Source organism: Bacteroidetes bacterium GWF2_43_63, assembly GCA_001769275.1.
Classification (GTDB): Bacteria; Bacteroidota; Bacteroidia; order Bacteroidales; family DTU049; genus GWF2-43-63.
This window is the reverse complement of sequence record MEOQ01000009.1, coordinates 19,969-38,729: the sequence shown is the minus strand read 5'-3', so window position 1 is coordinate 38,729 and position 18,761 is coordinate 19,969. Positions and strand designations below refer to the sequence as shown.

Annotated in this window: 16 protein-coding genes; 8 read left to right on the top strand and 8 right to left on the bottom strand. The window is 43.7% G+C overall.

Annotated elements, in window-relative coordinates:
* Window positions 1-199 precede the first annotated feature (199 nt).
* Window positions 200-973, top strand: coding sequence for a hypothetical protein (locus tag A2W93_04465; protein ID OFY56016.1), 774 nt, complete (start codon window positions 200-202; stop codon window positions 971-973).
* A gap of 442 nt (window positions 974-1,415) precedes the next feature.
* Window positions 1,416-4,355, top strand: coding sequence for a DNA polymerase III subunit alpha (locus A2W93_04460; GenBank protein ID OFY56015.1), 2,940 nt, complete (start codon window positions 1,416-1,418; stop codon window positions 4,353-4,355).
* Window positions 4,356-4,567: 212 nt separating this feature from the next.
* On the opposite strand, the gene A2W93_04455 is transcribed toward A2W93_04460, so the two are convergent.
* Both A2W93_04455 and A2W93_04450 read right to left on the bottom strand, forming a co-directional pair.
* On the bottom strand, window positions 4,568-5,890 hold the full coding sequence (locus A2W93_04455) for a helicase (protein OFY56014.1): 1,323 nt from the start codon (window positions 5,888-5,890) through the stop codon (window positions 4,568-4,570).
* Window positions 5,891-6,042: 152 nt separating this feature from the next.
* Window positions 6,043-6,615, bottom strand: coding sequence for a hypothetical protein (locus tag A2W93_04450; GenBank protein OFY56013.1), 573 nt, complete (start codon window positions 6,613-6,615; stop codon window positions 6,043-6,045).
* A 69-nt stretch (window positions 6,616-6,684) separates the two neighbouring features.
* On the opposite strand from A2W93_04450, the gene A2W93_04445 reads away from it, so the two are divergent.
* Both A2W93_04445 and A2W93_04440 read left to right on the top strand, forming a co-directional pair.
* Window positions 6,685-8,061 (top strand): hypothetical protein, encoded by a 1,377-nt coding sequence (locus A2W93_04445; protein ID OFY56012.1) that lies wholly within the window; start codon window positions 6,685-6,687, stop codon window positions 8,059-8,061.
* The gene (locus tag A2W93_04440) at window positions 8,042-9,388 is read left to right on the top strand and encodes a UDP-N-acetylmuramoylalanine--D-glutamate ligase (protein ID OFY56011.1); all 1,347 of its coding nucleotides are present in this window, start codon (window positions 8,042-8,044) and stop codon (window positions 9,386-9,388) included. Before A2W93_04445 ends, A2W93_04440 begins: the two co-directional genes overlap by 20 nt.
* 59 nt (window positions 9,389-9,447) lie before the next feature.
* On the opposite strand, the gene A2W93_04435 is transcribed toward A2W93_04440, so the two are convergent.
* From A2W93_04435 to A2W93_04420, 4 genes are read right to left on the bottom strand one after another with little or no spacing between them, the layout of a single operon-like run.
* Window positions 9,448-10,416, bottom strand: coding sequence for a hypothetical protein (locus A2W93_04435; GenBank protein OFY56094.1), 969 nt, complete (start codon window positions 10,414-10,416; stop codon window positions 9,448-9,450).
* 48 nt (window positions 10,417-10,464) lie between these two features.
* Window positions 10,465-10,929 carry a hypothetical protein gene (locus tag A2W93_04430; protein ID OFY56010.1) on the bottom strand — a complete coding sequence of 155 codons (465 nt, stop codon included), beginning with the start codon at window positions 10,927-10,929 and terminating at the stop codon, window positions 10,465-10,467.
* Window positions 10,930-10,935: 6 nt separating this feature from the next.
* On the bottom strand, window positions 10,936-11,739 hold the full coding sequence (locus A2W93_04425; protein OFY56009.1) for a peptidase M48: 804 nt from the start codon (window positions 11,737-11,739) through the stop codon (window positions 10,936-10,938).
* 11 nt (window positions 11,740-11,750) lie between these two features.
* A complete protein-coding gene (locus tag A2W93_04420) occupies window positions 11,751-12,026 on the bottom strand; it encodes a hypothetical protein (GenBank protein ID OFY56008.1) in 276 nt (91 codons plus the stop codon).
* A gap of 171 nt (window positions 12,027-12,197) precedes the next feature.
* Between A2W93_04420 and A2W93_04415 the strand changes: the two genes are divergently transcribed.
* The 4 genes from A2W93_04415 (at window position 12,198) to A2W93_04400 (ending at window position 15,895) form a co-directional block, all read left to right on the top strand.
* The gene (locus tag A2W93_04415; GenBank protein OFY56007.1) at window positions 12,198-12,539 is read left to right on the top strand and encodes a hypothetical protein; all 342 of its coding nucleotides are present in this window, start codon (window positions 12,198-12,200) and stop codon (window positions 12,537-12,539) included.
* Window positions 12,540-12,700: 161 nt separating this feature from the next.
* Entirely contained in the window at window positions 12,701-12,928 is a 228-nt protein-coding gene (locus A2W93_04410; GenBank protein OFY56006.1) for a hypothetical protein, read from the top strand.
* A 176-nt stretch (window positions 12,929-13,104) separates the two neighbouring features.
* Window positions 13,105-13,422 (top strand): hypothetical protein, encoded by a 318-nt coding sequence (locus tag A2W93_04405; GenBank protein OFY56005.1) that lies wholly within the window; start codon window positions 13,105-13,107, stop codon window positions 13,420-13,422.
* 262 nt (window positions 13,423-13,684) lie between these two features.
* Window positions 13,685-15,895, top strand: a complete 2,211-nt coding sequence (locus A2W93_04400; GenBank protein ID OFY56004.1) for a hypothetical protein — start codon at window positions 13,685-13,687, stop codon at window positions 15,893-15,895.
* A gap of 94 nt (window positions 15,896-15,989) precedes the next feature.
* Here A2W93_04400 and A2W93_04395 read toward each other — a convergent pair whose 3' ends face one another.
* Window positions 15,990-16,964, bottom strand: a complete 975-nt coding sequence (locus tag A2W93_04395) for a hypothetical protein (protein ID OFY56003.1) — start codon at window positions 16,962-16,964, stop codon at window positions 15,990-15,992.
* Window positions 16,965-17,261: 297 nt separating this feature from the next.
* Entirely contained in the window at window positions 17,262-18,710 is a 1,449-nt protein-coding gene (locus A2W93_04390; protein OFY56002.1) for a hypothetical protein, read from the bottom strand.
* Window positions 18,711-18,761: the final 51 nt, after the last annotated feature.

Genomic DNA, 18,761 nt, shown 5'->3' with positions numbered 1-18,761 from the left:
TTTTTATCTATTAATCTTTGTAAACTGAGTGATAATATTTCGGAATATTCTATTGAAGCCGGCATGGGCAGCGTGTTTATGGTGATATTTCAATATCGACCAAATGATACTTTAAATAATTGTATTTTCATTCCTTACATTTGCAGATAATTTCATCACAAGCCATCATGGCAAAATCATTGCAAGTGCGGACGCGAAAATGAAAAATCTAGGAATACTAATATTGTTTTTTGCTTTCTGGAACCCGCTTGGTGCGCAGGTTTATACAATTGATTCAGCGCTTGTTAATAAAGCAGAATTTGACACTATTCAAAAAAAATATTTGCTTGGGAAATTCAATCCGGCTGCAGAAAAGGATTTCTCGCTGATCAGCAGTAAATACACTCTGAAAATCGGGATTTATCTGCGCACTGATGTGTACAACGCATTCATAGCCATGCGTGATAGTGCGCTGAAAGATGGAATCACGCTAACCATTGTCTCGGCTACGCGCACTTTCGAGCATCAGAAAATGATCTGGGAAAACAAATGGAACGGACGTCAGTATGTGGGCGGAAAGCTGCTCAACACGGCTTATCCCGACGAAGTGGAACGTGCAAAAGTGATTTTGAAATACAGTAGCATGCCCGGAACATCGCGCCACCATTGGGGTGCCGATATAGACTTTAACAGCGTTGATCCGGCCTATTTCAAAACAGCAACAGGAATCAAAGTCTTGCAGTGGCTCGAAACGCATGCGGCGCATTTCGGCTTTTGCAGGCCTTATACCCCATTTGGCGAATCGCGCAAAACCGGCTTCCAGCCCGAAGAATGGCACTGGAGCTATGTCCCTGTCGCGTATAAATTTCAGCAATCATATCAGAAACAAATCAACAACCTCGATATCGAGGGCTTCGATGGCGATGAAACCGTATTCTCCGTGCGTGTCATCGAAAACTATGTGCTGGGGGTGGATTCGGTTTGCTGGAAATAGCTAACCCAACTTTTTGGAGAGCAAAAAATCCTTGATATTCATCCAGCGAATGCCATGTTTATAGGTATCCCAGCCATACTCCTCCAGCGATAAAACGATTTTTGGAACCGAAAAATCTGTCGACTATAATCGACAAAATATTCAATATCATACAAAGTTTCGACTATAAACTAAAGGGGCTTTCTCAAAATTAAAATTCGTTACGATATTCCATCGTTCCGGCCGATTTGAATGTATACATAGTATTTTGGTCGAAATATGGAATCGTCGTAACTTCTTCACAAACAACGATTCCATATCCTTTCGCTTCTATGTCGCTTCTGGACGATGGAATATTGTTTTTGAAGAAGCTGCATTCTTTGAGACAACCTTTTTTTTGGTTTATAAAATGAAATGATTATATTGTAGTCTCGTTATTTGATTAATATATAGTCGTTCAGTCATGATCCTCCACTGTCGCTCATATTACAGCCTGCGCTTCGGCATGCTGGCGCCCTCAACAGTGGCTTCGCTGGCAGCTGCATGCGGATTTCCGAAGGTGCTGCTGGCCGACATCAACAATTGTACGGGCTGGGTCGATTTCATCAAACAATGCCGCAGCGAGCGCATCGAAGGCATGGTGGGCATGGAATTCCGGCGCGGCAGTCGCTTGCTGTATGTCTGTATGGCCCGCAACATGAGCGGCTTTCAGGAAATAAACGAATACCTGACGCAGTGCAATATGACGGAAACCCAGCCGGCCGATTTTGCGCCGCCGTTCAATCAGGTTTTTGTACTGTATCCGTGGAACGAAAATACGCCAAAGCAGCTCAGGGCCAACGAATACATTGCCGTGCGGCCGTCGCAGGTGCCGCAGCTGCGTGTGCTCAACGACCGCAAAGTGCGTGGACGCATGGTTGCCTGGTGGCCGGTCACGTTCGGATCAGAAACTGATTACGATACGCATTGTCATCTGCGAGCCATCGACAACAACACGCTGCTCTCGAACCTGAAATCATCGCAGCTGGCCATGAATGATGAAATTATGCCCGACCGCAAAGCTGCATACGAAGCATTTTCTGAATGTCCCGACCTGCTTGCCAATGCCGAAAATCTGCTGCGCGACTGCTCCGCCGATGTTGAAATGGGCGTGGTGCGCAACAAAAAAACATTTACCGGCAGCCGCTACGACGATAAATTGTTGCTCGAAAAACTGGCCATGGATGGATTCCCGGCGCGCTATCCCAACAAGTCGAAGCAAGTGCTGGAGCGCATTCGCAAGGAACTTGAAATCATCGACCGGCTTGGATTTTCGTCGTATTTCCTCATGGCATGGGACATTGTGCGCTATTCCATGTCGCGCGGATTCTATCATGTAGGGCGGGGAAGCGGCGCCAACAGCATTGTAGCGTATTGCCTTTATATCACCAATGTCGATCCGGTAGAACTTGATCTTTATTTCGAGCGTTTCATCAACCCGAAGCGTACCAGCCCGCCCGATTTTGATATTGATTTTTCGTGGAAAGACCGGACTTATGTGCAGGATTATATTTTCAAACGCTACGGATCGAAACACACTGCGTTGTTGGGAATGATGCAGACTTTCCGCGATAAGTCGGTCTATCGCGAGCTCGGCAAAGTGTACGGACTTCCGAAAACTGAGATTGATGCACTCGTTGAAGAGCGCAAAACACTCAAAGCCGATGACGATATTATCCGGAAAATCGTTTCTGTGGGCGAAGCCATACGCGACTTTCCGAATCTGCGCAGCATTCACGCGGGCGGCGTGCTGGTAAGCGAAGATCCAATAACAATGTATTCAGCGCTGGATCGGCCGCCTAAAGGTATGCCGACGGTGCAGTGGGATATGTATGTAGCCGAGGATCTGGGCTACGAAAAGTTCGATATCCTGAGTCAGCGCGGCATTGGGCATATCGGCGATGCAGTGAAATTTATTGCGCAGAACCGACGCGAGAAAATCGACATTCACGATATCCCTGCATTCAAGCGAGATCCGGCTATTGCGGCACAGATCGAAAAAGGGGAGACCATCGGTTGTTTTTATGTCGAAAGTCCGGCCATGCGTAGTCTGCTGAAAAAACTCGATTGCCGCGACTATCTCACGCTAGTAGCGGCCAGCTCTATTATTCGCCCGGGTGTTTCGTCGTCGGGGATGATGCAGGAATACATCCGGCGCTACCACAATCCACAGTCGTTTCAGTACCTGCATCCGGTGCTCGAAGAATTGCTGCACGAAACCTACGGTGTCATGGTCTATCAGGAAGATGTATTGAAAGTGGTGCATCATTACGCCGGACTCGATCTGGCCGAAGCCGACGTATTGCGCCGCGCCATGAGTGGCAAATATCGCAGCAAGGAAGAAATGATGCGCATTGTAAACGGCTTCCACGAAGGCGCAGCGAAAATGGGTCGCCCCGAAGAAGTCACCAGGGAATTGTGGCGACAGATAGAATCCTTTTCGGGTTATTCTTTCTCAAAGGCGCATTCAGCCTCATTTGCGGTCGAGAGTTATCAGAGTCTTTTTCTGAAAGCGCATTATCCGGTGGAGTTCATGACAGCTGTCATCAACAATTTCGGCGGTTATTACCGCAGCTGGGTGTATTTCTCCGAAGCGCGCCGAAGCGGGGCCAATGTGCTGCTTCCCTGCATAAACACTGGTGATTACATCACAACGGTGAAAGGGAATAATATTCGTATCGGCTTTATTCATGTGCAGGGACTCGAGGAAAATTTCATTCGTCCGGTGCTCGAAGAACGGCTTTGTAACGGGCCTTTCGCCGACATGGCCGATTTTGTGTCGCGTATACATATTGCCCGCGAGCAGCTGGTGCTGCTGATTCGCACAGGTGCATTTATTTTTACCGGCAAAACAAAACCCGAATTGTTGTGGGAAACATTGGCCGGGCAAGATGCGCGAAAAACACCCGAAGCATCGGGACAGCTGTTTGCTTCGTCGCACCAGTTGCCAAATTTGCCACCGCTTGAAACGTCGCAGCTCGAAGATGCCTATGATGAAATTGAACTACTGGGCTTTCCGGTGACATACACGTGGTTCGATCTGCTGAAAACGAGCTTTCGGGGCGAGATTCATGCGTCGGGTATGAAAGATGCAGAAGGAAAATATGTGCGCATGATTGCGCCGCTGGTTACCATCAAACCCGTTCGCACAAAGAAAAACGAGAAAATGTATTTTGCCAGCTTCATTGATTTCGAAGGGAATTTTTTCGAGACGGTGCATTTCCCCGACAGTTTGCGAAAATATCCTTTCCGCGGAAACGGTGTGTATCTGCTGTATGGAAAGGTAATTAACGATTTCGGTGCATTGAATCTGCAGGTGGAAAAGATGGCCAAGATGGAGCTTCGCGGTGATCCGAGAGCGTAGTGTGCGCAACGCACCCAACATTCTGGCGGGAGTTTATCACGCTGGAAGCGTGAACAGACATTGATTTGTGAAAAGGAGCGGTCCCGGAATCGTTGGGTGCTACAGACTCTGACTTCCCGACGATTCCACGTCAGCAAAGCTGCAATATCAACCTGTTCTTGCTGACGGTAGAATGTCGGGGAGATCAACGCACAACGCACAAATTTTTGCAGCTATCTCGCCACTGCAATTTTTACTTTTTTCTTTTTCAGCGGCTCGTCGCGCAGCAGACGAAGCAATTCAGGGACTTTATTACTTTTTACAGCGGCAAACGAAACAAAATCAAGCACATTAATCAATCCGAGTTCTTCTTTTTTTAATTTGCCTTTTTGAAGCAAAAGCCCGACAATGTCCACTTTATTTACTTTATCTTTTTTGCCAGCACTGATATAAATTGTTTGCCAATCGGAAGGTTTCGGAACAACTGTTTCTTCGGGTAATGGCTCTATGGGAGGCTTTTCATTAATATATACCGGAAGTTTTTCCTCACCAGCGAGCAAGAGAAACGCATTTCCCTGTGCATGCATTCTGGCGGTACGTCCGTTGCGGTGGGTAAATGCTGTCTCGGTTGATGGCAATTGATAGTGAATAATATTTTCAACCAATGGAATATCGAGCCCACGTGAGGCAAGGTCGGTGGTGATCAAAATCCGGACGCTGCCATTGTGAAATTTAATCAGCACGCGTTCGCGCTCATCCTGTTCCAGCCCTCCGTGAAAGATGTCGTTCTCAAGCTGTCGGTCCGCCAAAAACCGGCTGATTCTTTCCACGGCTTCGCGGTGATTGCAGAACACCATCGTAGAATGATTGCCCAAATGGCAAAGCAGCCGAAACAATGTATCCGTTTTTTCAAGACTATCTGACATAACCACTTTAAGAGTCAGCCCTTCGGCCGCTTCAGCAGTGAGATAATTTAACTCAACCGGGTTTTGCATGCCCGTAAAATCCGGGATGGCGAGGGAATGTGTGGCCGAAGTGAGTATGCGTTTTTGCAATTTTTCAAGTAGTTCAATGATGAAACGCATTTCTCTTTCAAAACCAAACTCCAGGCTTTTATCAAATTCATCGAGCACCAGTGTGTGAATGCCTGTTGTATTGATATGTCCGCGCCTGATGTGATCTGCAATACGACCGGGCGTACCAATCAGAAGTGCGGGGTTTGCCTGCAAACTTTTTTTCTCAGTTGAAACAGAATGTCCACCATAGCAACACAAAGACCGGAAGCCAGTTTTCATTGATTTAAAAACCTGCTCAATTTGAATTGCCAACTCGCGCGACGGCGTTAAAACAAGTGCTTGAATTTGATCTTTATTGGCATCAAGCAATTTGAGAATGGGAAGCAAAAATCCGATGGTCTTCCCGGAACCAGTTGGCGCCAGAAGTACTGTATCTTGATTCTTTTCAATGGAATCAATGGCCTCAACCTGCATTGCGTTGAGCTTTTCGATGTGCAGGTTTTCAATGGCTGCTGAAATAATGTTGGTCGTGTGAGTCATCCTGCAAAGATACTCCGAAATAAAATGAAGCAATCGCAGCCAAAAGAAGCCGTCGACTTTATAAAAAATTAATTAGAAATGAACAATCGTATAAAACTGACTTCAAATCAGTAGCGACATTAACATGTCACCTATCGCCTCATGTCTTACGCCTAATTAAACTGCGGATCTGCAGGCAGATGCGTCCAGAAACTGTATTCGTTGCCGAGTTGTTTCACGAGACCCGACCAGATCTGTTCAGGTTTCATTTGAATCAGTTCATTCAATTTCGGGATTGTTACAGCCCATGCATTTTTCTTAAGTTCTTCCTCAAGTTGATGGGCGTCCCAGCCCGAATAGCCGAGAAAAAAGCGAATGGTATCGGGCGAAATATGACCAGCCAGAATATTATCAACCACGCTGGTAATGCGGCCACCCCAGAATAAATCGTCTCCGATATGTTCGCTGCCTTCGATGATATTGCCATGCGAGTGAATGAAGAAAACGTTCTTCGGATCAACCGGTCCGCCTATATACAATGGCGCGTCGAAATCACCCAGATCGGGCATGATTTCACTGATATTTGTTTTGATTGGTTTATTCATAATGACTCCAAATGAGCCATCTTCGCCATGATCGACCAGCAATACAGCTGAGCGGCGGAAATAAAAATCCTGCAGCAGCGGCTCTGAGATCAGAACCCTTCCGGTGGCCGGCGCAACTGCATTGGATTTAATTTCGAACATGGCTCGTGTTTTATAAGTGGTGATTCTTTAGTACTTTTGACGACGGAACTTGTCAAAAGTTATTCCAAAATGAAAATTGTTGAAAAAAACTGCGATTTTGTTGAATTCAGGAAAAAATTTCCTGTATTTACTTATGAGTCATTTGATTACAGACTGACAGATTGTGGCATTTCATTTAGTTTTCATTTTCATATTGGTGATGAATGGCATTTTCGTCCGGCGTCGGAGATTGATTTTCAGCATGTTCCGTTCCTAAGAAACATTCCGGCCGCTGATCTGGATAACCTGATTTTTCATATTGGAATGATTGAACTGATCAGCTACTGGAAGCCAACATGTTCTCCTTTGGTCGAAATCAAACCGTATAAACTAGCTGAAAACCAGATTAAATGGTGGAAAAAGCTGTGGTATAATGGTCTGGGTGAGTTCTTTTACATTAATTCGATCAAGACTACGGCAAAAGATTTTTTATGGATCAATTCGGGTGAAAAAGAGCTGACTGATTTCGAATTTCAGGCGGCTGATAATTTTTCAACACTTGTTCCTATCGGAGGCGGCAAGGATTCACCGGTTACACTGGAGCTGATAAAAAATGGCGGACGCAATGTAATTCCTCTGATCATCAATCCGCGCGGAGCGACCTTGAATACGGTAAAAATGTCAGGAATAGGCATGGAAGCTTTTGTTTCAGTAAAACGAACCATCGATCCGACATTGCTCAAAATGAACGACAACGGTTTTCTGAACGGACATACGCCATTCAGTGCCATGCTCGCTTTCTACACCTTGCTGATAGCGCGGATGACAGGGATTTCTGATATTGCGTTGTCCAACGAATCAAGCGCCAATGAAAGCACTATTCCTGGTACCGATGTGAATCATCAGTATTCAAAATCATTTGAATTTGAGCAGGATTTCAGGGAATATTACGCACAAAATGTTTCGGACGGATTTAATTATTTTTCATTTCTGCGACCGCTCACTGAATTGCAGATTGCAAAATTGTTTTCACAAATGACGGCCTACCATGCGGTTTTCCGTAGTTGCAATGCAGGAAGTAAAGAAGACATTTGGTGTGGAAAATGTCCGAAGTGTTTATTTGCCAACATAATTTTGTCTCCATTTTTATCTCCTGAAAAAAGGATTGAAATTTTTGGTTCAGATTTATACAATAATGAATCGTTGGAGACCGCATTTGAAGAGCTTACCGGGAAAGTGCCGATCAAACCATTTGAATGTGTCGGAACAGTTTCGGAAGTGAACGAGGCGATCCAGCTTGCCATTCGGAAATTCTACTCAAAGGAAAAAACATTACCGTATCTGCTTTCAGTTTATGAAAAATGGCCTGATAAGCCGGTTTCGAATAGTCTTCATTTTTGGAATAAAGAACATAATCTTTCAATGTTTTACGAAAAAATACTGCATAATGTATCCGGAGCTGAATAATCTGATTGAATACCTTAAGGAATCTCGTATCCTGATAGCTGGTTTCGGACGTGAAGGGGTGAGCACACTGCGGTTTTTGAAACAATTTGTGCCGGATGCTCAAATAACCATTGGAGACAAACAGGAAATAATTCTTCCTGAAGAATTTGCCGGAATGGAATTGCAGAAACTGAGTGGTGAAGGATATTTAGGTGATCCGGACAATTTCGATCTGATGATAAAAACGCCAGGAATCAGTTTGAAAGAAGTCTCTGAGAAATGGGCCAAATCGGATAAATTGTCCTCGCAGACTGGTTTATTATTGCGTTTTTTCGAACATAAAGTAATAGGTATAACAGGCACAAAAGGCAAAAGCACAACTGCAACATTAATTCATCACCTGCTGGTGAGCAACGGACGAAACGCGCTGCTGGCCGGCAATATAGGTCTTCCGTTTTTTGATGAATTACCCAATGCGGAAAAGAAAACCATTGTTGCTGAATTGTCGAGCCATCAGCTGGAAACGGTTTATCATTCACCATCCATTGCAGTTTTGCTGAATGTTTTCCCAGAACATCTCGATCATTATCAAGATTTTCGGGCATATGCCAGAGCCAAATGGAATATAGGTCTATATCAAAAATGGGGCGGCCGTATGTTTATCCCTGTTGAATGGATTGGTCACAACTGGATAGATTATCAAAAGCAATGTTCAGGTCAAATCACTGGATTTGGCGCTATCAATAATGAAATCACTTTTGATTTCAACAAAAATCATTTTAGCGAGTGCATTGATTTAAGCAAATTACCATTGCAGGGCGCACACAACTTGAGCAATATCTCCGCCGCAATTGGTGCCGTTATCGAAGCTGGTCTTGAATTGCAGGATGCAATAAAAGCCTTGTATTCCTTTAAACCACTTCCGCACCGCCTTGAATTTATCCGGGAGGTGTACAGAGTGAAGTATATCAATGACTCGATCTCAACCATTCCGCAATCGGCCATAGCGGCTCTAAAGGCATATCCTGCGACTGATACCATTATTCTCGGTGGATTCAACCGGGGCATTGATTATTCGGAGTTGATTGATTTTCTTTCAAAGAGCGACGTTCTGAATCTAGTTCTGATGGGCGAGGTAGGTAAGCTGATCGGCGAACTGATGGGAAAAATCAGAACAAGAATAAAATTGTATTTTGTAGATTCTATGCAGGATGCAGTGGCAGTGGCTTCCAGAAATACTCGTGAGGGCAGGGTTTGCATGTTGTCACCGGCCGCAGCAAGCTATGACAAATACATCAATTTCGAGTATCGTGGCGATGATTTCCGGAAATGCGTTGAAGCATTGTAGCATAAAAAAACTCCTGTTGTTTTCGTAACAGGAGTTTCATTCGAACAAATCAAAAATTCTTATTTTGGTTCAGGGCCTTGTGGGCCAGGTTTGGAAATATTTTGCCTCATATCGGTATCGGCCTGAATATTTTTCATTTTGTAATAATCCATGATTCCCATATTGCCGCTGCGAAATGCTTCCGCCATAGCTTTGGGAATTTCGGCTTCAGCCTCGATCACTTTTGCGCGGGCTTCCTGCGCTTTGGCGATCATTTCCTGTTCAAGAGCAACGGCCATTGCGCGACGTTCTTCAGCTTTTGCCTGAGCAATATTTTTGTCTGCCTGCGCCTGATCCATCTGCAGGATAGCACCGATGTTTTTGCCAACATCAATGTCAGCGATGTCGATGGAAAGAATTTCGAAAGCTGTTCCGGCATCAAGACCGCGGGCAAGCACAACCTTTGAAATTTTATCAGGATTTTCAAGCACTTCTTTATGACTAAAAGAAGAACCGATTGAAGTCACAATACCTTCACCAACGCGGGCAAGAACAGTTTCTTCGCCGGCACCACCCACCAGCTGGCGGATATTAGCACGGACCGTAACACGCGCTTTTGCAATCAGCTGGATACCATCTTTGGCAACAGCGGTAACCGGAGGAGTATTGATTACTTTTGGGTTAACACTCATCGTCACAGCTTCAAACACATCGCGGCCAGCCAGATCGATGGCCGTAGCCGATTTGAAATCGAGTGGGATATTGGCTTTATCTGCTGAGATAAGTGCATTGATAACATTTTTCACGCGACCACCAGCCAGGAAGTGAGCTTCGAGCTCATTCCGGTTGAGCGGAATACCAGCTTTGAAAGAAGTGATCAGCGCGTTGACGATAATTGCAGGCGGAACTTTTCTCCATCTCATCAGAATAAGCTGAATTAGAGAAACACGAACGCCAGACAGCAAGGCGTTGAACCAGAGACCAACCGGAATCAGGTAAAACAGCAGCCATAAAGCGATGAGGGCACCAATGCCGATGGCGAAATAAATTCCGACCTCAGCATTGGAGTTTAGAAAAACGAAAAGTAAATTCATTGGTTATGTGTTTTTGGGTTTGACAAAGATTTTATATCCTTCAATTTTGGTAACGACAATATCAGATTCTGCTTCGATAATTCCGGTCAGACTTTGAACTTCGTAGGTCTCATTGTTGATTTCCGCTTTTCCAATTGGATAAAGACGGGTGATTGTTTTGCCCTCATCGCCCGGGCTCAGGTTGTCGCTTTCCGTGTTCATTTTGCTGTCGATCGAATCATTCAGCGCAGCTTTTTTCCAGGTGTTCGACCTAAATAAAAGGATGAGAAGAATAACCGTAACAGCCAGAGTAACAACAGTTGTGATTATTCCAGCTTCGGATCCGTACACAGCGTAGGACTCGTAAATACCAAACAATACTGCCGCACCGCCAATAATGCCAGCAATCATTCCGGGAAGGAGAAAAATCTCAAGCATTATCAGAACAATGCCGGCAGAAATCAGGGTAATAATCAGAGTCCAATCCATAGTGTTTTATTGAGCGGGCTTATAATATGTTTTTGCCGTCGGAAGAAATTCTTTCATTGCGGCAATGCGATTATCGTCGGTGGGGTGTGTACTCAGGAACTGCGGAATATTGGCACCGGCACCGCTTGCTGACATTCGTTCCCAGAATACGACAGATTCGGCCGGATCGAAACCAGCCAACGCCATAAAGACCATTCCGATTTTATCGGCTTCGTACTCATGTTTGCGCGAATAGGCCAGAATTCCAAGCGTTCCACCGATTCCATAGACCGAATTGAAGACATTCTGTGTTTCCTGAGGATTGTTTTGCATGGCAACAGAAAGTGCAACACCGCCCATTGCAACGGCCAGTTGTTGACTCATTCGCTCGTTTCCGTGACGGGCAACTGCGTGAGCTATTTCGTGACTCAGCACTGTGGCCAGGCCGGCATCGGTTTTTGTGACTGGAAGGATCCCTGAATAAACAACAATCTTTCCTCCAGGCAAGCAGAATGCGTTCACCATCGGGTCATCGACCAGTGTAAATGCCCAGGAGAATTGCTTTACCCTTTTGCCATAGCCGTGCTTTTTTAAATATGTGATTGTTGCATTTTGAAGTTTTTGACCTACACCAACCACTTGCTGGGTGCGGGAATCTGTAGTGGGAACAGCCGGATTTGCAGCAATAAAATCATTATAAGCGATCAAACTCATGTTGTTAATCATACTCTCGGGGAGCATGCGGAATTGTTTGCGGCGAGTTACCGGAACGCGCGTGCAATCAACAAAAAGTACTGCTAAAATAATGAGTACTGAAATTCTTTTTATCATAATACTAAAGTTTATTCACTAATAACAGTCGAAAGCATTCGTTCAGATAGCTGCTGTTTGATCTGCAGCAATGCATCCCGATCACCTTTTCTAATCGGACATTTGCCTTTGAGATGCGTTATCATTGCACATTGTTCAGCCTGCTCCTCGTTGTGGTTGCAAACATCAATAAGTGACTCAATAACATGATCAAAAGAATTGACATCATCATTGATCAGAATCAGGCTTTTTACAGGATCTACTGTTTTCTGAGAATCAGGGACAATTTTTTCTCTTTCCTTTACCACGGCTAATTTCTTTTTTCAAAAGTAGTGAAAAAAATCGATGAAATATTCATATTGTAAAAATCGATAATAGTTTAACAGCAAAAATAAAAGTGATTGGTTTGATAATATAGTCGTGTTAAATAGATTATCTTTGTATTAGGCGAAATAATTTGCTGATTAAACTAAACTGACATGAAAACTTTATCTATTACCGGTTTTGTCATTGCACTGCTGGGTATTGCAGTTGGCATATATAATCAGTTGACCTATGTGACTGCTTATCATGCTCATATGTGTAAGACTGACATCCTGAGTCAGCGAGACTGTGACACTACTCAGGACATGCAGATTTTGCTGGGCCAGACGGCCATACTTGCAGGCGTACTGGCTTTCATTCTTTGTTTGTGGCCAACCATCAGACAAAAGAAAAGCTATCTTGCTTACTTTGGTATTCTGCTTTCTGTTATTGCTGTTCTGATTGGTCTGATGCAAGCAACACATATGTTCGATTATACCGGTTATTTTGTTAAATAAAACGTCCTTGATGTGAATAATTTTACTTGAAATCTGAATCAGTTGACAGAAATAATCAATAAAGAACCATTCAGTTATCGGATTTATCCTTTCCCTTGTCAGCATGGCAACCGGACTGTATAATCAGTTTTTGTCGTCAGTGCCATCATGCAAACGAGTGTATGACTTTCAATGCCCCCGTTTGCAACGACACCCAATCTAGCCAGGTTACTTTCGGAATAATTACAATTTTCGTCAGTACAACGGCACTGGTGTTGTGTTATATTCCGGAGGAGAATAGAAAAAGAGTGCTGAATTTTTTCAGAATCCTGATCGGAATCTTTGGCTTGTTGCTGGGTTTAGCACAAGCTACGCACATTTTTGATGCTAGCGGTTACTTTTCGAACTAGTGATAAGGTTTGAAATACCAAAGAACGGAGAAGAATATTCTGTGCGGATGAGGCTCCTGTGAATTTCAAAGAAAATTGTTGAAAGAATTGTTCAAAAATAATAACACGTGTTAGTTATTATGCGTTATATATGAAATATATTTGCATTAGTCGAAGTGAATTTAATTCATAAAGCAATGAAAACACTTTTTATTCCAGGTCTATTTCTGTTATTGATGAGCCTTGCTTCAGGCTTGTACAACCGATATATTTATATACCAAAAGTTAATGCTATAGAGAAAAAATATGACGAATTGAGTTTTTTGGTTCATCAAGAAATGCAAAATACGCAGACTTTGATAGGAAATGTGATTATTGTAACGGCAGTAGCAGGCTTTATTCTCTGCATTGCCCCGGTTGTAAAAACAAAGATCAGTCATTCTGTTATTGGAATACTATGCGCATTGGGAGCTATATTGCTCGGTCTGATGCCAGGAGCCGGAATTTTCTTTTAAAAGATCTCTGTTTTTCAACAAAATTTACTGAGCCGCCAGGTTAATATCTTTATTATCAGAAAGTTTCAGAATTTTCGCCATTAGAAAACCAAAATAAATTGTTGAAAACCTGTTAATATGTTGTTGAAAGCATTTAATAACTAATGGCCTTAAATGGGTAAAATCGGGATTTCAGAAGGGAAATTATTATTTTCTTTGATAAATGAAAACAAGATTGCCCCAAATCGCATTTCTGATTTGTATATTTCTATCATCGGCGGTATTGGGCAGCAGCGAATTACGCCTGATCGAAAACGGGAAAAGCAGATACAGCATCATTCTCAGCTCAACAGCAACGGTAAATGAAATTGAAGCCAGCGAAATCCTTCAGCACTATCTTTTTAGAATAAGCGGCGCGCAATTGCCCGTTTACCGTGATTCTGACCCAAAGGCCAAACATCCTGCTTTTGTTCTGGCAACTTTTCCTCGCGGATTTTGCTCAGAATCGGCAGAATTGCTTAAAGAAGACGGATATTGTATTCTAACATCCGATAACAACATTTACATTACAGGCGGAAGCGGCATGGGGGTGATTTACGGAGTGACCGGGTTTCTTGAAGATTATCTGGGGGTGCGTATGCTGGCTCCAGGAGCTGAATACATGCCAGTAATGACAGATATTATTTTAAATCCCATCAACGAAATTCAGATTCCGCCTGCTACCATTCGTATTGTGAACGGTCCATTCGCCAACGACACTACCTTTAAATATTTCAGAAAACTGAATACCATTGAAGACCGTTGGCGCGAGCCAGATTGGCAAGGTTACTATGTGCATACATTCAACAAATTGGTGCCTCCTGAAATATATTTCGATGAACATCCTGAATATTTTGCATTGGTGAATGGCAATCGGGTGGCGCACGGACAGCTGTGTTTGACCAATCCCGAAGTACTGAAAATCACGCTGAAAAAACTTAAAGAAGAGATGTCTGCTCATCCAAAAATTAAATATTGGTCAGTGAGTCAGAACGACAATTACGAGTATTGTCAATGTGAAAAATGCCAGTCCATTGATTTGCAGGAAGGCTCTCCGGCTGGCTTAATGCTGAGGTTTGTGAATGCTGTTGCCAAAGAATTTCCAGACAAAACTATTACCACGCTTGCCTATCAGTACACCCGAAAGCCGCCGCTGATCACAAAACCCGACAGCAATGTGATGATTACGCTGTGTTCGATCGAATTAAACCGCACGTACCCGATAGCTGAAGATCCTGGTGCAGCCTCGTTTCGCGAAGACATGGAAGGGTGGGGCAGAATCAGTAATAATATTATGATGTGGGATTATGAAGTGCAGTTTTCATCGTATCTGACGCCATTTCCGCTGTTTCACACTTTGCAGCCCAACCTTCAGTATTTCACGAAGAACAATGTGATTGCGAATTTCCAGCAATGCAATGCAAAGCACGGAGTTGAATTCTCTGAGCTAAAAACATACCTGTTGAGCAAGCTTTTATGGAATCCGGATGCAGATGCCAACGCAATCATTGATGATTTCATGAAGTATTATTATGGCGATGCTTCTGTTGGGATCCGTAAGTATTTTGACTTACTGCACAGCGAATGTTTGCGCTACAAGCAGTTTCTGGATATTTACGGAAATCCGGTACAAGCAGCTGAAACCTATCTTTCAACGGAAAATCTGACCAAGTATAATCAATTTTTCGACTATGCTGAAAGTGCTGTCGCATCTGATTCAGCACTGCTTTCAAGAGTTCAGATTGCGCGGCTTCCAATTATGTATGCCGAGATGGAAATTGCCAAAACCGACTTGTTTGGTCCGCGTGGATGGTACGAAAACGTTGATGGAGAGTGGGTTTTGAAAACCAGGATGACAACAATGCTGGAACAATTCAGACATATCTGTACGCAGAATAATGTCTCTGAATTCAATGAAAACGGGCTTACATTCAAGATTTGGTACGTGAACACGTATAGGAACATCCATGTCAGCACTAAAGGAAATCTTGCATTTCAAAAAAAGATTACGTGCAGTCCTGAGCCAGACCCTAAGTACAAAGCGGCTGGACCAGCCACGCTCACCAATGGAGTGAAAGGCACTGAAGATTACAAAATCAATTGGCTTGGTTGGGAAGCAACAGATGTTGAAATTGTGCTCGATCTTGGCTCGGTTACTTCGGTTGACACTATAGAAATTAGTTCACTTCAATATCCGAAATCGTGGATATTACATCCAGTCAGCGTTTCATGCAGATTATCGAAGGATGGGCAAAAGTACGATGGCCCTGTAACGCTGATTTCATCTGACAATCTGCAAAGTGAGCCCATGATGAAATCGTTTATTTTTGACGTCTCAGGGAAGAAAACGAGATACATTAAATTCAATATTGCCGCAACGAAAACCCTTCCGGAATGGCATCCATACGCCGGATTGAAGTCGTGGGTGTTTGTGGATGAAATCCTTGTGAAATAGTTAATGGTTAACAGTTATTGGTTATTGGTCACGCGTCAGGAGACGCGCGCCCAGATTAGCAGGTGAAATTTTACCAGCAACTGACCCCTATAATTTATTTGGCTCTGAACCGGTAAATTGTTTGGTTTTTATCGCCTGTCTTGTGAATGGTACCCGCTTCGGTGGCTGATTGCAGATCGCGGCTGGCGGTGGCCGTTGAAATATTCCTGAAAAATTGAATGTAGTCTTTGCGGGTGAACATTTCATGGGTGAAGCTGTTGCGAAAAGCATGGATACGGTCATCGGATGAGATGACAGGCGGCCGCTCCAGGAGCAGTTTTCCGAGTGCTTCATCAATCAGGCTCAGCATGAATTCAATAAACAATGTCGATTTTCCTGAGCGGGTGCAACGCGACAGTACATCGTGCAGCTGCTGTTTTTGTGCGAGCATAAACGATTCAATCGCTATCGACCCGAATACAGGGTTGTATTCGTTGAGCAGCACCTTGAGCCAGAGTCGCGCCAGGCGGCCGTTGCCCTGATCGAACGGATGGATAAAAGATATCTCATAATAGAATACGCAGCTACGCACCAACAATAGGTCACGGCTTGTTTTTACATATGAAAACAGATTTTCGAGCAGCGATTCCAATTGTTTCGGATCGGGAGCCGTCATGATTTTTTTTCGATACATCTTGATGCCAACCGTGTCGGTGCGCAACTCTCCGGCGGTATCACTCAGCCCGTCCATCAGCATTTGATGGGCAGCGCAGAACGACGAATAGCTGTAGGGATGCCATTGTCCGATTTTCTCATATGCCATTGCAGCGTTGCTTATTTCCAAGAAATCCTTATTATCATTATCTGCAAAGTTTTCAGAGAGGACTCGATCCATTTGGGCCCGGGTCAGATTGCTTCCATCGAGCAAAAGACTCGAAATAATGCTTTCAATGCGGTTTTCTTCATGAATATTTTGTGGGATTTTGTTAAGAAACAGCGCATTGATGGCTCCGGACTTTTCTGACAATGAAGCCACGAGTTCAAGGATCCGGGCGGTGATGGTGAATGACGGAGCTGTAAATAACTTCATTGGGTAGTATCATTTGATAGTATCAAAGGTAGAAATTATTTTAATAGTGTTGATTTTAGTGAGTCATCAGAAATATTTCCATCTGGTCACGCGTCAGGAGACGCGCGCCCATTGTACAAGTACCGTCAGGTGAAATAAATATACGCCAAATGTGTTTTCGAGCTGGTTGGCATCGATCAGTACGCGTACTGCGAATGCGGAAATTCCCATCATGAGCAGCCAGATCACAAAGAACCAGTCTGATGGATGAGAGAATTTACTTTTCTCACTGCGAATCTTTTTTACGGGTACTCTTATCTATTCTTGATTCACATAAACATGTAAGGGCTCAGATTCTTCATTTTGTACTGGTACTGTCTGGCCGGGACTGACAACAAGGTCCTTGGTTTTCTCTTCCTCTGGTTCAGAAAAATCAACAGGGGCATGTTTCCTTAAATATGAAGCAACGGCCGTTGCAGCGCAACCGGCAGACAAAATGGAATCCGGGATGTCTTTTGGCCCTGAGGCCATTCCGGCTGCAAATACGCCAACAATGCTTGTTGCGGCCGGATTAAGCAATTCGTCAACCTGCCTGATAAAACCATATTCATCAAGTTCCGGTTTTTCATTTTCGAATACGTTGACAATTGCAGATTCAGGCTTTATCCCTGCGGAAAGTACCACCAGGTCATGTCTTGTTTCTTTTAATACACCTTTTACTACATCCTCATACCTAAGAATAAGATCGCCGCTATTATCGTCTGCGCCATTGATTCGTGCGATTTTTCCTTTTACGAAATTAATCCCCATACCTTTTGCCTCATTGTAGAACTCCTCGTAGCCTTTGCCAAAAGCACGGATATCCATATAATAAACAGTGATATCCACAAGAGGAAGGGCGCCGGTAAGCAGTTGAGCCTGCTTGATGGAATACATACAACAAATCTGCGAACAAATCGGGTTTTTCATGTTCGGGTCACTTGAGCGGTCATTTGATACAGAAGAGTCTCTTGAACCCACACATAATACATACGCAATATTATCGGGGACTTTTCCATCGCCTGGCCTGACAATTTCGTTGTATGGACGTGTTGGCGCAATTAACCGATCCATTTGCAGCGAATCAATCACATTTGGGAATTCCCTGTAGCCCAATTCGGGTCTGGCTTCAGGAGAAATCAACCTGAAACCTGTTGCAAAAATCACCGATTTGGCTGTTACAGAAATACATTGTCTTTGCTGTTTAAAATCGATTGCTTTGGAAACACAAACCTTCACACAACGATGACAATGAATGCAGTTATCAATATCAATAACGGCGACTTTTGGGTTGGCCAAAGAAAACGGAATAAAAATAGCTTTACGGCCTACCATATCATAATTGTACTGGTCGCTTAAAACCTGGGGACATACATATTCACACAATTGACAACCGGTACAGAGTTCTTCTTTTACATATCTCGGTTTCTTTGAAATTGTGACTTCAAATGCGTTTTCAGTTTTTCCGATGCTTTCAATTTCTGCATAAAGAATCGCTGTTATATTCGGGTGTCTGAGGGTTTCAGACATTTTAGGGGTTGTTATGCAAGCAGCACAGTCAAGCGTAGGGAAAACCTTGCTGAGTTGAATCATTTTTCCGCCAATGGATAAATCCTTTTCTACAATCAGAACGTTAAAGTTCATACTGGCAAGGTTCAAAGCTGCTTCCTGACCGGCTATTCCACCTCCGATTATAATTGCATCGTACGATTTCTTTTTGCTTTTCATTTCAGTTACATTTAGTCTGGAATACTTCTCTTGACTTTATCGTTATTCATA

Excerpts from the sequence above, each read along its gene's own strand:
- A2W93_04465 (OFY56016.1), top strand. The coding sequence starts at position 200 with ATGAAAAATCTAGGAATACTAATATTGTTTTTTGCTTTCTGGAACCCG.
- A2W93_04460 (OFY56015.1), top strand. The coding sequence starts at position 1,416 with ATGATCCTCCACTGTCGCTCATATTACAGCCTGCGCTTCGGCATGCTG.
- A2W93_04455 (OFY56014.1), bottom strand. The coding sequence starts at position 5,890 with ATGACTCACACGACCAACATTATTTCAGCAGCCATTGAAAACCTGCAC.
- A2W93_04450 (OFY56013.1), bottom strand. The coding sequence starts at position 6,615 with ATGTTCGAAATTAAATCCAATGCAGTTGCGCCGGCCACCGGAAGGGTT.
- A2W93_04445 (OFY56012.1), top strand. The coding sequence starts at position 6,685 with ATGAAAATTGTTGAAAAAAACTGCGATTTTGTTGAATTCAGGAAAAAA.
- A2W93_04440 (OFY56011.1), top strand. The coding sequence starts at position 8,042 with ATGTATCCGGAGCTGAATAATCTGATTGAATACCTTAAGGAATCTCGT.
- A2W93_04430 (OFY56010.1), bottom strand. The coding sequence starts at position 10,929 with ATGGATTGGACTCTGATTATTACCCTGATTTCTGCCGGCATTGTTCTG.
- A2W93_04425 (OFY56009.1), bottom strand. The coding sequence starts at position 11,739 with ATGATAAAAAGAATTTCAGTACTCATTATTTTAGCAGTACTTTTTGTT.
- A2W93_04415 (OFY56007.1), top strand. The coding sequence starts at position 12,198 with ATGAAAACTTTATCTATTACCGGTTTTGTCATTGCACTGCTGGGTATT.
- A2W93_04410 (OFY56006.1), top strand. The coding sequence starts at position 12,701 with ATGACTTTCAATGCCCCCGTTTGCAACGACACCCAATCTAGCCAGGTT.
- A2W93_04405 (OFY56005.1), top strand. The coding sequence starts at position 13,105 with ATGAAAACACTTTTTATTCCAGGTCTATTTCTGTTATTGATGAGCCTT.
- A2W93_04395 (OFY56003.1), bottom strand. The coding sequence starts at position 16,964 with ATGAAGTTATTTACAGCTCCGTCATTCACCATCACCGCCCGGATCCTT.
- A2W93_04390 (OFY56002.1), bottom strand. The coding sequence starts at position 18,710 with ATGAAAAGCAAAAAGAAATCGTACGATGCAATTATAATCGGAGGTGGA.